Origin of the sequence: Glycomyces sp. L485 (genome assembly GCF_022548875.1) — a bacterium.
Taxonomy (GTDB): Bacteria; Actinomycetota; Actinomycetes; order Mycobacteriales; family Micromonosporaceae; genus Glycomyces.
The window spans coordinates 470-13,691 of the sequence record NZ_JAKZEW010000019.1 but is presented as its reverse complement, the minus strand read 5'-3'; the positions used below and the strand labels follow the sequence as shown (position 1 = coordinate 13,691).

Genomic DNA, 13,222 nt, shown 5'->3' with positions numbered 1-13,222 from the left:
CTCGACACTCGAGGCACTTGGCAACAGGCGCGCCCGGCGGCGCACCGACACACAATTTTAGGCCGTGAGGCCGCTCTCAACCAGAGCGGCCTCACGGAACGGCCGCGCTAGTCCCCGGGCGTCGTCTTGACGATCGACATCAGGAACTCGGCGTTCGTCTGCGTCTTCTTGAGCCGGTCGATGAGCAGGTCGATGGCCTGCTGGGGCTCCAGCGAGGACAGGACCCGGCGGAGCTTCAGCATGACGGCCTGCTCCTCGGGGCTCATCATGAGCTCGTCCTTGCGGGTGCTCGACTGGTGGACGTCGATGGCCGGCCAGGTGCGCTTCTCGGCGATCTTGCGGTCGAGCTTGAGCTCGGCGTTGCCGGTGCCCTTGAACTCCTCGAAGATGACCGTGTCGCCCATGGAGCCGGTCTCGACCAGCGCGGTGCCGAGGATCGTCAACGAGCCGCCGTGCTCGATGTTCCGGGCCGCACCCAGGAACCGTTTCGGCGGGTAGAGCGCGGTGGAGTCGATGCCTCCCGACAGGATCCGGCCCGAGGCCGGGGAGGCGTTGTTGTACGCCCGGCCCAGTCGGGTGATCGAGTCGAGAAGGACGACCACGTCGTGGCCGAGTTCGACCAGGCGCTTGGCGCGCTCGATCGCGAGTTCGGCGACGGTGGTGTGGTCCGACGGCGGGCGGTCGAAGGTCGAGGCGATGACCTCGCCCTTGACCGAGCGCTGCATGTCGGTGACCTCTTCGGGCCGCTCGTCGGCCAGGACCACCATCAGGTGGCACTCCGGGTTGTTCGTGGTGATCGCGTTCGCGATCGCCTGGAGCACCATCGTCTTGCCGGCCTTGGGCGGGGAGACGATGAGGGCCCGCTGGCCCTTGCCGATCGGTGCCACCAGGTCGATGACCCGGCAGGTGATCGCGTTCGGCTCGGTCTCCAGGCGCAGGCGCTCCTGCGGGTACAGCGGCGTGAGCTTGTAGAAGTCGTCGCGGTTCTTGGCGTCGTCGGGGCTCATGCCGTTGACGGTGTCGAGGCGGACGAGCGGGTTGTACTTCTCGCGGCGCTGCTTGCCGCCGCCCTGCCCGTTGCCCTCGTCGTTGCCTCCGCGGCTGGGTTTGACCGCACCGGTGATGGCGTCGCCGCGGCGGAGCCTGTGCTTGCGGACCTGCGACATCGACACGTAGACGTCGTCCGGGCCGGCCAGGTAGCCGGTGGTGCGGATGAACGCGTAGTTGTCGAGGATGTCGAGGATGCCGCCGACGGGCACGAGCTGCTCGTCGTTCTGGCCGCCTCCGCGCTCGAAGTCCTCGTTCCCGCGGTTGTTGCCGCTGGAGCGGCGACGGTCGGAGCGGTCGCGGCGCTTGCGGCGGCGGTTGCCGTCGCCGGAGTCGTCGCGCTGGTCGCCTCGCTGGTCGCCGCGGCGCTCGGCGCGGTCTTCGCGCTCGATCGTCTCGGTCTCCTCGGAGCGGCGCTCGGCGCGGGGCTCGGACTGCTCGCTTCGCTCGCCTCCGCGGACCCGGCGGCGCCGGACCGGGCGGTCCTCCTCGGACTCTTCGGCGGCGGGCGCGGTGGTCTTCTTGGCTTCTGCGGGAGCGGCGTCGCGTTCGCCGTCGGCGATTTCGCGGGCCACGCCCTGGCCCTGTCGGCGCCGCGGCTGCGGCGGCCCTGCGGGGCGAGTGGCGCGGCGGACGGAGCCGCCGCTCTTGGCGTCGGCGCCTTCGGCGGCGCCCTCGTCGGAGTCGCTGGTCGCGCTCTCGGTCGGGGCGGCGTCGACGGCGGTCGACGTGACCTCTGTGGTCGGTGTTCGTTCGGAGTCAGGCACTGGCGGGGCCTCCTGTTCTGCGCTGGCACCGCCGGACTCCGAGCCGTCAGCCTGCTTCGTCTGGATGGCCGCGATCAGTTCGCTCTTGCGCATCCGGCCAACGCCGGTGATGCCGAGCGATTGCGCCATCTGCTGGAGCTCGGGCATCAGCATAGAGGCCAAACCGGTTCCTGCCCGGCGACGCTTCTTGGTCTCCGGGAGTGTGCCCGGAGCCGACGCCGCACTGCTATTCCGGTCCGACGTCGTGCCGGTGGTGTCGCTCAATGGATTCCTTCCCTGGCGGAGAACTTCGAATCGAATTCGAGGAGTTTCCGCGTCTTTCAAATAGCCGCAATGCCGATGTTCTGGTTTGCGTCCCGCCATCGCTTCGCCCACCGCGCGCTCTCAGATGGGCGCGGTGGTTGTAATGCAACAGCTGGTCCTGGGTACACCCTGGGACAGTCGGCTGAGCAGACGTTCCCTGCTCCGATGGAGCATCTGGGCCTGCGACTCGACAGCCCGCGATTGATGATCGACGCGCACGGTGCGAAACGTGATTGCGATACTCGCCGGAGCCGAGGCCCCAACGCCACACGCGGAACTTCACGGATGCGAAGTCTGAACTGTGCCATGTCACGCTAGAGCTATGCAAAGTCACAAATCCATGATTGAGGGTGATGACCCAAACAAGAGATCAGGCGTGCGCTGGATGCGCCGCAGCTGTTGTGACTACAAGCATAATCAAGGCTTCGAGCAGTCACGACACCGGGTGGTCGTCTACGGGGAATAGTAGCGCACGCGGACCGATATCACCAACGGACCCGAAGATCACTTGCCCTTAGACCCCGGCGACGCCTGCGAGGCAGAGTTTGCGCTGGTGGGAACTATGGCCGCACCGTCGGCGACGCTGAGCTTCATGGCCGTGAACCCCGCGGCCTCGTGCGGTACGGGACCGCCCTCGACGCTCAGGGCGATGACGGTCGGCCCCGCCCCCGACACCGCGGCCGCTATCCCGGCGGAGCGCAGCTCCCTCAACAAGTGCATGCTCTCCGGCATCCCGCTCGCCCGGTAGGACTGGTGGAGCCGGTCGTCGGTGGCGTCGAACAGCCGCGAGGGCGTGCGCGTGACCGCGTCGACCAGGAGCGCGGCACGGGAAAGGTTGAAGACCGCGTCGGCGTACGTGACCTGTTCCGGCAGGGCCGCCCGCGCGGCGGCGGTCAGCCCCTTCTGCGACGGGACGAACGCCCACGGGCGGAGCCGCGGCGAAGGATCGAGACCGACCGCCTGCGCGCCGTCCTCAGTGGTGTAAGCGATGGTGAAGCCGCCCAGCAGGCACGGCGCCACATTGTCGGGGTGGCCCTCGATCTCGCTGGCCAGCGCGAGCTTGTCGGCCGTGGGCATGCCGGTCCCGGCGAGTTCGTCCGCGAGCATGATCCCGGCGACGATCGCCGCTGAGGAGGAGCCGAGGCCGCGCGCATGCGGGATGCGGTTGCGGCACTTCAGGTGCAGGCCCGGCGCCTTGACACCGAGCGTCTCGAAGGTGCGCAGCATGGCGGCGGCGACCAGGTGGCGCTCGTCGGAGGCGACGGTCCCTTCGCCTTCACCCTCCACTTCGACTGCGACGCCGGACGCCGTCGTCGCGGCGGTCACCTCGTCGAACAGTTCGAGGGCGAGGCCGAGCGAGTCGAAGCCGGGCCCGAGGTTGGCGGAGGTCGCCGGAACCCGCACGGACGCTGCCCGTCTCATGGTCCCACCCGTCTCCCGCCCCCGAGCGACATTGCGGTCGTTCTGCTCCACCACTACAGTCCCAATGCGGTCGCGGTCTGGACGACGTCCACCGGGACGGTCAGCGGCTGCGGCGCGGTGGACACGGCCCAGTCGGGGTCCTTGAGTCCGTTGCCGGTCACGGTGCAGACCACCGTCTGGCCTTTGTCGAGCCATCCGGCCTCGGCCTGCTTGAGCAGGCCGGCGACGCTGGCGGCGCTGGCGAGCTCGACGAAGACGCCTTCGCTGCGGGCCAGGAGCATGTAGGCGGCGTGGATCTCGCGGTCGGTGGCGGCGATGATCCTGCCGCCCGACTCCTTCTCGGCGTCGAGTGCCCTGGTCCACGACGCGGGGTTGCCGATGCGGATGGCGGTGGCGATGGTCTGCGGGTGCTCGACGACGTGGCCGTTCACGATGGGGGCGGCGCCGGCGGCCTGGACGCCGAGCATCCGGGGCAGCTTGGTGACGTTCCCGGCCTCGCGGTCTTCGTTGTAGCCCAGCCAGTAGGCGGTGATGTTCCCGGCGTTGCCGACCGGGAGGCAGTGGATGTCGGGGGCGTCGCCGAGGACGGCGGCGACCTCGAACGCGGCGGTCTTCTGCCCCTGGATCCGGTTCGGGTTGATGTGGTTGACCAGCGTGACCGGGTAGTCCTGGGAGAGCTTGTCCGCGATGGTCAGGCAGTCGTCGAAATTGCCTTCGAGCTGGAGCAGTTTCGCGCCGTGGACCAGGGCCTGCGCGAGCTTGCCGAGGGCGATCTTCCCGGCTGGGACGAGCACGGCGCAGGTGATCCCCGCGCGGGCCGCGTAGGCGGCGGCCGAGGCCGACGTGTTGCCGGTCGAGGCGCAGATGACGGCCTTGGAGCCCTCCTCGACGGCTTTGGAGACGGCCATGGTCATGCCGCGGTCCTTGAAGGAGCCGGTCGGGTTGAGGCCCTCGATCTTGAGGTAGACGTCGCAGCCGGTCTTCTCGGAGATGACCGGGGCGGGCAGCAACGGCGTCCCTCCCTCTTGGAGCGTCACTACGGGGGTGGCGTCGGTGACCGGGAGCCGATCCCGGAATTCCTCGATGAGGCCGCGCCACCCCGGGCGCATTGCAGACGGGGACATGTCGTCCTATTCTCCTTCGACGCGCATGACGCTGGTGACCTGGTGGACCGACGTCAACTGCGACAGTTCCTCTACGGTGTCCGACAGCTGCCCGTCGGCGGCGATGTGGGTGACGACCACGAGCTGGGCTTCGTCGCCCCTGCCCGACTGGTGGACGGTCGCGAGGCTGACCCCGTGGTGGGCGAAGGTCGCCGCCACGCGGGCGAGCACGCCCGGCTCGTCGACGACGTCGAGACTGACGTGGTAGCGGGTGCGGGCCTCACCGATGTGTTTCACCGGCAGGTCCGAATAAGCGGCCTCCGGAGGAAACGCCGTGATCCCGCCGCGCTTGTTGCGCGCCACGGCCACGATATCGCCGAGCACGGCCGAGGCCGTCTCGGTCCCTCCGGCTCCCGCACCGTAGAACATGAGCCGCCCGGCCGACTCGGCCTCGACGAACACGGCGTTGTAGGCGCCGTTGACGTTGGCGAGCGGGTGGGTCGCGGGGATCATCGCGGGGTGGACGCGCACGGAGACGCCGTCCTCCTCGCGGGTCGCGATGCACAGCGGCTTGACGACGCGGCCCTCGGCGGCGGCCGAGGCGATGTCGGCGGGGCTGACGGCGGTGATGCCCTCGCGGTAGACCTCGGAGAGGTCGACGTGCGTGTGGAAGGCGAGCGAGGCGATGAGCGCGGCCTTGGCGGCGGCGTCGTAGCCGTCGACGTCGGCGGTCGGATCGGCCTCGGCGTATCCGAGCTCGGTCGCCTCGGCGAGCGCCTCGGTGAAGCTCGCGCCGGTCTGCGACATCTGCGTGCAGATGTAGTTCGTGGTGCCGTTGACGATGCCGAGGACGCGGATGATCTTGTCGCCGTGCAGCGACTCGCGCAGCGGGCGCATGAGCGGGATCGCCGCCGCGGCGGCGGCCTCGTAGTACAGGTCGGCGCCGCCGGCCTTCGCGGAGGCGGCCAGCGCCGGCATGTCCTCGGCGAGCAGCGCCTTGTTGGCGGTGACGACGGACTTGCCTTCGCCGAGTGCGGTGGTGATCCAGCCGCGGGCCGGTTCGATGCCGCCGGCGACTTCGACGACGATGTCGACGTCGTCGCGCTTGATCAGGCCGAGCGCGTCGGTGGTGAACAGCGACTGGTCGACCGGCAGGTGCGAGCGGTCGCGGTCGGCGCGGCGGACGGCGATGCCGGCGATCTCGACCTTCTCGCCGACCCTGGCCGCCAGCTCCTCCCCGCGCGTTCGCATGAGGCGCACGACTTCACTGCCGACGGTGCCGCATCCGAGTAGCGCGAGTTTCATTCGCTGTTTACCTTTCCGGTTGGTTCTAGCCGACGTCGAGGCGCAAGAGGTCGTCGACCGTTTCACGGGCGAGGATCACTCTGGCCTGGCCTCCGCGGACGGCGACGACGGGCGGGCGGGGCACGTGGTTGTAATTCGAGCCCATGGACCGGCAGTAGGCGCCGGTGCCCGGTACGGCGAGCAGGTCGCCCGGGGCGACGTCGGCGGGTAGGAACTCATCTTTAACAACAATGTCGCCGGCTTCGCAATGCTTTCCCACTACTCGGGCGAGGGCCGGGGCTGCCGAAGAGGACCGCGAGGCGAGCGTGGCCGAGTAGGAGGCGTCGTACAGCGCCGGGCGGATGTTGTCGCTCATTCCGCCGTCGACCGACACGTACAGGCGCGAGGCGCCCTGCGAGAGCATGACGGGCTTGACGGTGCCGACCTCGTAGAGGGTGAACACGGCCGGGCCGATGAGGGTGCGGCCGGGCTCGATCGACAGGCGCGGGGCGCCGATGCCGGCGGCATCGCATTCGGCCTGGACGATCTTGCCGAGCGATGCGGCGATGTCCGACGGCGGCTGCGGGTCGTCCTGGCTGGTGTAGGCCATGCCGAAACCACCGCCGAGGTCGAGGTCGCCCATCGGCTCGTCGATCTCGGCCTGGAGCTTCGCGAACAGGCGGACCAGCCGCGCGGCCGAGACCTCGAACGCCGAGGTGTCGAAGATCTGGGAGCCGATGTGGGAGTGCAGGCCGGCCAGGTACAAGTCCGGCGACGCGGCGACGCGCCGCGCGGCCTCGTAGGCGTCACCGTCGGCAAGTGAGAACCCGAACTTCTGGTCCTCGTGGGCGGTGGCGATGTACTCGTGGGTGTGGGCCTCGACGCCGACGTTGACGCGGATCATCACGTGCGGCCTGGTGCCGAGCTCGGCCGCGATCGCGCCGATGCGCTCGATCTCGGTGTAGGAGTCGGCGACGATGCGGCCGACGCCAAGCTCGACGGCCCGGCGCAGCTCGCTCTGCGACTTGTTGTTGCCGTGGTAGCCCAGGCGGTTCGGCTCGACCCCGGCGGCGAGGGCCACGGCCAGTTCGCCGGCGGTGCAGACGTCGACCATCAGGCCCTCCTCCGCGGCGGCCCGCAAGACCGCCTTGGAGCAGAAGGCCTTCGAGGCGTAGTACACGTCGGCGTCGGGAAAGGCCTCGGCCCAGGCGCGGCAGCGCGCCCGGAAGTCGTCCTCGTCGAGGACGTAGGCGGGCGTGCCGAACTCGGTGGCGAGCTCATCGACGCTGAGGCCGCCGATGTGCAGGACGCCCTCGTCGGAGCGTTCGACGCCGGAGGCCCACAGCTGCGGGAGCAGGGCGTTGACGTCGTCGGGCACACCCAGCCAGGCAGGGCTCAGGGCGGAGAAGTCGCCGTGCATCGCGCCGGCTTCGTGGATGCGCATCACATGCGCTCCGGGGCCGTGACGCCGAGCAGGCCGAGGGCGTTGGCGAGGACGACGCGGGTGGCGTCGACCAGCCACAGTCGGGCCCGTCCGGTCTCGGAGAACTCCTCGCCGGCGCGCGGCAGCACCCGGCAGTCGGTGTAGAAGCGGTGGTAGGCCCCGGCGAGGTCCTCGGCGTAGCGGGCGATCCGGTGCGGCTCGCGCAGCTCGGCCGCGGACGCGACCACCGACGGGAACTCGGCGAGGGCCTTGAGCAGGTCGTTCTCGCGCGGGTGCGAGAGCAGCGAGGCGTCGTAGGCGTCGCCCTTGTCGATCTCGAGCTCGGCGGCGTTGCGCAGCACCCCGGCGATGCGGGCGTGCGCGTACTGCACGTAGTAGACCGGGTTGTCGTTCCCGTGCTTGGTCCACAGCTCGATATCGAGGTCGATCGAGGAGTCCGCGGAGAAGCGGGTGAGCGCGTACCGCGTGGCGTCGATGCCGATGGCGTCGACGATGTCGTTGAGCGTCACCACGGTACCGGCCCGCTTCGACATGCGCACCGGCTTGCCGTCCCGCAGCAGGTTCACCATCTGCCCGATGAGGATCTCCAGCGTGCCCGGCTCGTCGCCGAACGCCCGGCTCATGGCCTGCATCCGGCCGATGTAGCCGTGGTGGTCCGCCCCCAGCATGAGCACGAGCTTGTCGAAACCGCGCTCGCGCTTGTCCAGGTAGTAGGCGCAGTCCGCGGCGAAATACGTCCAGGAGCCGTCGGAGCGCTTGATCACCCGGTCCTTGTCGTCGCCGAACTCGGTGGTGCGAAGCCAGGTCGCCCCGTCGGCCTCGAACACGTGGCCCTGGCCGGCCAGCCGCTCCACAGCGACGTCGAGCTCGCCCTTGTCGTGGAGGTCCTTCTCGTTGAAGTACACGTCGAAGTGGGTGCCGAAGTCCGTGAGAGTCGCCTTGATCTCGGCGAACATCAGATCGACGCCCTCGACCCGGAAGACCTCCCGCGGGTCGTCGGACTCCAGCGCGCCGGGCTGCCGTTCGAGCACTTTCTGGGCGATCTCGTCGATGTAGGCGCCGCCGTAGCCGTCATCGGGCGCCGGCTCGCCCTTGGCGCTGGCGAGCAGCGAGGCGGCGAAGCGGTCGATCTGGGCGCCGGCGTCGTTGAAGTAGTACTCGGAGATCACTTTGGCGCCAGAGGCGCGCATGATCCTGGCCAGCGCGTCGCCGACGGCGGCCCAGCGGGTGCCGCCGGCGTGGACCGGGCCGGTCGGGTTCGCCGAGACGAACTCCAGGTTGACGTGCCGGCCCTCCATGGAGTCGTTGTAGCCGTAGGCGGTGCCGGCGGCAGCGATCTGCCGGGCGATCTCGCCGGCGGAGGCCGCGTCGAGGGTGATGTTCATGAAGCCGGGACCGGCGATGTCGACCGCGGCGACACCGTCTACGTCGGCGAGGCGGCCGGCGATCTCCTGAGCCAGCGTTCGCGGGTTGGCGCCGACCTTCTTGGCCACCTGGAGCGCGATCGTGGAGGCGTAGTCCCCGTGCTCGGGGTTCCGGGGTCGCTCCACGGCGGTCACGGCGGGCAGGGCGGCGGCGTCGAGCCCTAGGGCCTCGAACGCGGCGCGCGTGGCGGACAGCACTTTCTCTGCGAGCGTCTCAGGAGTCACCACGCAATCGTAGACGCCCTCGTTCCGGCCCTGCGAGTGATAAACGCCCTTGTGGCCTCGCGCGGTAAGCTCCGGGCTGTCCCGGCACCGTACGGAAGGCCTCCAGGTATGACCACCGCCCGCACCCGCTTCGCCGCCCTCGCCGGCACCGCCCTCATCGCTGCCGGATGCAGCACCGACGGGTCCGGCTCGGAGGATCCGGAGCTCGCGACCACTCAGTCCGAGGTCGAGGGCGTGGAGAACTTCTACGGTGAATTCGGCGACTACGCGACCGTGACCGCGGCGATCCGGGACGGCGAGGTCGCCGAGGAGGACCTCGAACACCCGTGGGTGGTGCAGCAGGACCACGTCGACGCTTCCGCCGGCTGGGACGGCGAGCCCCCGGTGTACGAGATGACCCCGCCCGCCGGGGGCGACCACCTGAGCGCGTGGCAGACCTGCGACGGCGCGGTCTACGACGGGCCGATCGTCGACGGCAACGCCGTCCACTCCCTCGAACACGGCGCCGTGTGGCTCACCTACGACCCCGAACTGGTCGACGCGCCGCAGGTGGCCGCGCTGTCGGAGAAGATCTCAGGGCGCGACTACAGCCTCATGAGCCCCTACCCGGGCCAGGGCGTCGCCGTCTCGCTCCAGTCGTGGGGCAACCGGTACCAGACCGACGACGCCGAAGACCCGAAGATCGACGACTACCTCGACGTGTACATCCTCAATGAGGCGTTCAACCCCGAGACGATGGCGACCTGCTCGGGCGGACTCGCCACGCTCGCCGAGTGAGACCCCGCCGGAGTGTCGTAAGCCTCTCTCCGACACGGTGCAAAAGGTCGACCGGGTATGGTGGCGTACGCGAGCATGCATCACTGGGTCTGTTCCCGGCGCTGCGGCCACAATCATCCAGAAGTCGACGAATAAGGCTCTCCGCGCGATATGGCACCTAAGAAGCAGAACTCCTCGAAGTCCGGCAAGGGCTCGGGCTCGAAGTCCGCGAAGAACGCGGGCCGCAAGGGCCCCGCCGTCCAAGTGCGGCAACCGAAGCCGTGGGGGCTCATCCTCACCTTCTCCGGCGTCGGCGTGGTCGCGATCGGTCTGATCGTGGCTGCCGCGTTCGTCGTCTGGGACCGCAGCCAGGCGCCCGAGGGCGTGACCAACTTCTACGGCGAGTACGAGAACTACTCGACCGTGTCCGAGGCGCTCGACGACGGCGAGGTCACCGAGGAGGACCTCGAACACCCGTGGGTGGTGCAGCAGACGCACGTCGACAGCGACCCGGCGTGGGACGGCACCAACCCCACGTACGAGTTGACCCCGCCCGCCGGCGGCAACCACCTCGGCAACTGGCAGAACTGCGAGGGCACGGTCTACAACGCCCCGATCGTCGACGGCAACGCCGTCCACTCCCTCGAACACGGCGCCGTGTGGCTCACCTACGACCCCGAACTCGTCGACGAGGACCAGGCCGCCACGCTGTCCGGGAAGATCTCCGGCCGCAACTACAGCTTCATGAGCCCCTACCCGAGCCAGGGCGTCGCCGTCTCGCTCCAGTCGTGGGGCAACCAGTACCAGACCGACGACGTGGACGACCCGAAGATCGACGAGTACCTCAACCACTACATCCAGAACGGCGACAACCTCGCCGAGATGAACGCGACTTGCGGGAACGGCGTGTCGACCACGACCGCCGACGCCGCCGGGGGCGAGACTGAGATGAGCGAAGAGGAGATGACGGCGCTGCTCGAGGAGATGGAGACCGCCGACTCCGAAGGAGAGGGCTAGATCCGGATGAGTCGCCTGTGGCAGAGGCCCGCTGTCCTGGTCGCGGTCACGGCGGCGCTGATGCTCGCCGCCGGGTTCGCAGTCGGCTGGGTGTCGGCCACGTCGACGCCCGCCAACGACTCCCCGGAGGCCGGCTTCGCCCGCGACATGCAGACCCACCACCAGCAGGCCGTCGACATGGCGATGCACGAGTGGAAGGCCGGCGAGGACGAGACGATGCGCGCGATCGCCTACGACATCGTCACCGCGCAGAGCGCCGAGATCGGAATGATGCGGTCGTGGCTGCGCGATTGGGGCGTCCAGCTCAGCAGCAGTGAGCCGATGGCGTGGGCCGGTGACGAGCACGTCCACGACCTCGAGGAGACCGGCGGTCTGATGCCGGGCGTGGCCACGGCCGAGCAGATGGCCGAGTTCAGAACCCTCACCGGTGCCGAGGCCGACATCATGTTCGCCGAGTTGATGATCCGCCACCACATCGGCGGGATCGACATGGCCGAGACCGTGCTCGACCTGACCGACCACGAGGACGTCGCCGAGGCGGCGCAGCGGATGGTCATCGTGCAGCAAGGCGAGATCGGCAACATGGAAGGCCACCTGGACCGCATCATGAGCGACAGGGGCGAGGAGTAGGGACCGGCATGAGCCACGGGTGGGGCCCGAGCTACGGGGACCCGTCGCATCCGACGACGGGTGAACTGCCGGAGGTCGGCGACGGCGTCCGCGGCACCGGTGAGTTCCGGACGGTGCAGATCGACATCGCCACGGACTCGAGCCTGCGGCGCATGGGTGGCGACGCCGGCGGCTCCACCCGCCTCGGCGACAGCCAACGCGGCGAGGTGAGCGGCCTGACCGTCCAGATCGATCACATCAAAGACCCTGGGGCGAAGCGCCCGAAGGGCGACACGCAGCTCCTCCCCCGCATCACGCCGAAGCCGGGGCCCGAGCGGGTCCCAGCGGCCGAGAGTCAGCCCGGCCCGTCGAGTTCTCGGAGCATGCCCGTCCAGCGCCGCCAGCTCGGCCCGGACTGGACCCAGATGCCCCTGCGCCTCCTGGCCGCGGCGGTGGTGACCCTGGCGGTCCTCGGAGTCTCGGCAGCGAGCCTGATCACCATCGCAGAGTGGATCAATCCCTAGCGTGGCGTCCGGTCGCGACACCGCTCTCGGATTAGGCTCGGGCGATGTCGATCTCCGATGCCAAGGCCCAACTGCAGCAAGCCGTCGAGCACGGCGAAGAGGCCTCCCGCGTCGCGCGCGAACTCATGTCCAAGGCCGAAGAGGCGGCGGGGACGACGGCGAGCGCCGCCCAGGACAGCTCCCACGACAAGCCCGGCGAGGCCATCGGGCTGTACCAGCAGGCGCGAGAGAAGGCCGAGGAGGCCATGCAGTCGCTGACGGCCGCGAACGCCGCCGTCCAGGAGTACATCGGCACGATCTGAGCTCGGTTGTCACAGGCCCGCGGGACCATGGAGGCGAAGAAGGGAGCTTCCAGATGCCGACATGGGACGACGTCGTGGCGATCGCACAGCGGTTTCCGGAGGTCGAGGAGACCACGAGCTGGCAGACACCATCGTTGAAAGTCAAGGGCAAGTTCTTCGCGCGGCTGCGCACCGAGGCCGAGGGCGGACTGGCGATCGTGTGCGATCCGGGCGAGAAGGCCGCGCTGTTGGCCTCGGGCGACAAGGCGTTCTACACGACGCCACACTACGACGGGTACGGAATGATCCTGGTCGACCTCGAACTGGTCGATCGTCAGCAGTTGGAGGATCTGGTGGAGGACGCCTGGCTCCTCAAGGCCCCCGTCCGGGTCCGCAGGGCCTACGAGGCTTCGAGCAATTGACGGTCGCGCACCCGCCCCGGCCGGGCGGCAGACCGTGACCGCATAGGAGCTGCTGATTCAGCGGTCTGGTCTCTTCAACTCACTGGTGCTCCTCAGCCCGGCTTCAGACGTGTCAGCGACGAAGGAGCTGAGTAGAGGTCGGGGGCGAGTTGTCGGCCACGGAGGTCGTGGGCGGGGAGCAGCAGAGGATGTGTCGGCGGTGGTTGGAGGGCTGCGCCTGAGGAGTCCGGCAATGGCCGCGCGTGCGCGGGCGAGAGCAGTGGACTGGATGGTTCTCCTGCGCCAAGAGCGGCAGCGATGACGAGGTAGCGGGATGGGAGGGCCGAGGTCGTCGGCTCGCTCGTGCTTTTTGGTCGGACTTCAGGCGTATCGGCGATGAGGAGCTGTGGGGCCGGGGGTGCATTGTCGGCCACGGAGGTTGGTCGTGGGGAGCAGGAGCGGGACTCTCGCGCGGCCCGGTTAGGCGGATGTGGCGGGGCTGTGGCGGTCGCGGTATCGGTGGCTGTGGCTGTGTCTGCGGGTTCGGGGGCTGTGAGGGGATGCCGGTTCGGTGCGGCCGATGTGGAGGCTTGGGCCGCTCGGGCGTGGTGTTCA

At 69.2% G+C, this 13,222-nt stretch carries 12 protein-coding genes; 6 read left to right on the top strand and 6 right to left on the bottom strand.

Annotation, left to right across the window (positions count from 1 at the left end; all coding sequences use genetic code 11):
* Positions 1 to 107: 107 nt before the first annotated feature.
* The 6 genes from rho to argS form a co-directional block, all read right to left on the bottom strand.
* The gene (rho, locus tag L0U85_RS11245) at positions 108 to 2,078 is read right to left on the bottom strand and encodes a transcription termination factor Rho (RefSeq protein WP_347177422.1); all 1,971 of its coding nucleotides are present in this window, start codon (positions 2,076 to 2,078) and stop codon (positions 108 to 110) included.
* Between the two features lie 543 nt (positions 2,079 to 2,621).
* Positions 2,622 to 3,539 carry a homoserine kinase gene (gene thrB, locus L0U85_RS11240; protein WP_241377853.1) on the bottom strand — a complete coding sequence of 306 codons (918 nt, stop codon included), beginning with the start codon at positions 3,537 to 3,539 and terminating at the stop codon, positions 2,622 to 2,624.
* A 53-nt stretch (positions 3,540 to 3,592) separates the two neighbouring features.
* The gene (gene thrC, locus L0U85_RS11235; protein WP_241377852.1) at positions 3,593 to 4,663 is read right to left on the bottom strand and encodes a threonine synthase; all 1,071 of its coding nucleotides are present in this window, start codon (positions 4,661 to 4,663) and stop codon (positions 3,593 to 3,595) included.
* 6 nt (positions 4,664 to 4,669) lie between these two features.
* On the bottom strand, positions 4,670 to 5,947 hold the full coding sequence (locus L0U85_RS11230; RefSeq protein WP_241377851.1) for a homoserine dehydrogenase: 1,278 nt from the start codon (positions 5,945 to 5,947) through the stop codon (positions 4,670 to 4,672).
* Positions 5,948 to 5,972: 25 nt separating this feature from the next.
* Positions 5,973 to 7,370, bottom strand: coding sequence for a diaminopimelate decarboxylase (lysA, locus tag L0U85_RS11225; protein WP_241377850.1), 1,398 nt, complete (start codon positions 7,368 to 7,370; stop codon positions 5,973 to 5,975).
* Complete coding sequence (gene argS / locus L0U85_RS11220; protein WP_241377849.1) at positions 7,370 to 9,019, bottom strand: arginine--tRNA ligase; 1,650 nt, start codon at positions 9,017 to 9,019, stop codon at positions 7,370 to 7,372. The genes lysA and argS overlap by 1 nt, the downstream gene beginning before the upstream one ends.
* A gap of 108 nt (positions 9,020 to 9,127) precedes the next feature.
* Between argS and L0U85_RS11215 the strand changes: the two genes are divergently transcribed.
* The 6 genes from L0U85_RS11215 to L0U85_RS11190 all read left to right on the top strand — a co-directional run bounded on the left by L0U85_RS11215 (position 9,128) and on the right by L0U85_RS11190 (position 12,628).
* Positions 9,128 to 9,796: a DUF3105 domain-containing protein gene (locus tag L0U85_RS11215; RefSeq protein WP_241377848.1), complete on the top strand. Its 669-nt coding sequence runs from the start codon at positions 9,128 to 9,130 to the stop codon at positions 9,794 to 9,796.
* 150 nt (positions 9,797 to 9,946) lie between these two features.
* Entirely contained in the window at positions 9,947 to 10,792 is an 846-nt protein-coding gene (locus L0U85_RS11210; RefSeq protein ID WP_241377847.1) for a DUF3105 domain-containing protein, read from the top strand.
* Between the two features lie 6 nt (positions 10,793 to 10,798).
* Positions 10,799 to 11,422, top strand: coding sequence for a DUF305 domain-containing protein (locus L0U85_RS11205; RefSeq protein WP_241377846.1), 624 nt, complete (start codon positions 10,799 to 10,801; stop codon positions 11,420 to 11,422).
* 8 nt (positions 11,423 to 11,430) lie between these two features.
* Positions 11,431 to 11,925, top strand: a complete 495-nt coding sequence (locus L0U85_RS11200) for a hypothetical protein (protein ID WP_241377845.1) — start codon at positions 11,431 to 11,433, stop codon at positions 11,923 to 11,925.
* A 44-nt stretch (positions 11,926 to 11,969) separates the two neighbouring features.
* Positions 11,970 to 12,227 carry a hypothetical protein gene (locus L0U85_RS11195; RefSeq protein WP_241377844.1) on the top strand — a complete coding sequence of 86 codons (258 nt, stop codon included), beginning with the start codon at positions 11,970 to 11,972 and terminating at the stop codon, positions 12,225 to 12,227.
* Positions 12,228 to 12,280: 53 nt separating this feature from the next.
* Positions 12,281 to 12,628, top strand: a complete 348-nt coding sequence (locus L0U85_RS11190) for an MmcQ/YjbR family DNA-binding protein (protein ID WP_241377843.1) — start codon at positions 12,281 to 12,283, stop codon at positions 12,626 to 12,628.
* Positions 12,629 to 13,222: the final 594 nt, after the last annotated feature.

Excerpts from the sequence above, each read along its gene's own strand:
- L0U85_RS11205 (WP_241377846.1), top strand. The coding sequence starts at position 10,799 with ATGAGTCGCCTGTGGCAGAGGCCCGCTGTCCTGGTCGCGGTCACGGCG.
- L0U85_RS11210 (WP_241377847.1), top strand. The coding sequence starts at position 9,947 with ATGGCACCTAAGAAGCAGAACTCCTCGAAGTCCGGCAAGGGCTCGGGC.
- L0U85_RS11195 (WP_241377844.1), top strand. The coding sequence starts at position 11,970 with ATGTCGATCTCCGATGCCAAGGCCCAACTGCAGCAAGCCGTCGAGCAC.
- L0U85_RS11200 (WP_241377845.1), top strand. The coding sequence starts at position 11,431 with ATGAGCCACGGGTGGGGCCCGAGCTACGGGGACCCGTCGCATCCGACG.
- thrC (WP_241377852.1), bottom strand. The coding sequence starts at position 4,663 with ATGTCCCCGTCTGCAATGCGCCCGGGGTGGCGCGGCCTCATCGAGGAA.
- L0U85_RS11190 (WP_241377843.1), top strand. The coding sequence starts at position 12,281 with ATGCCGACATGGGACGACGTCGTGGCGATCGCACAGCGGTTTCCGGAG.
- lysA (WP_241377850.1), bottom strand. The coding sequence starts at position 7,370 with ATGCGCATCCACGAAGCCGGCGCGATGCACGGCGACTTCTCCGCCCTG.
- L0U85_RS11215 (WP_241377848.1), top strand. The coding sequence starts at position 9,128 with ATGACCACCGCCCGCACCCGCTTCGCCGCCCTCGCCGGCACCGCCCTC.
- L0U85_RS11230 (WP_241377851.1), bottom strand. The coding sequence starts at position 5,947 with ATGAAACTCGCGCTACTCGGATGCGGCACCGTCGGCAGTGAAGTCGTG.
- thrB (WP_241377853.1), bottom strand. The coding sequence starts at position 3,539 with ATGAGACGGGCAGCGTCCGTGCGGGTTCCGGCGACCTCCGCCAACCTC.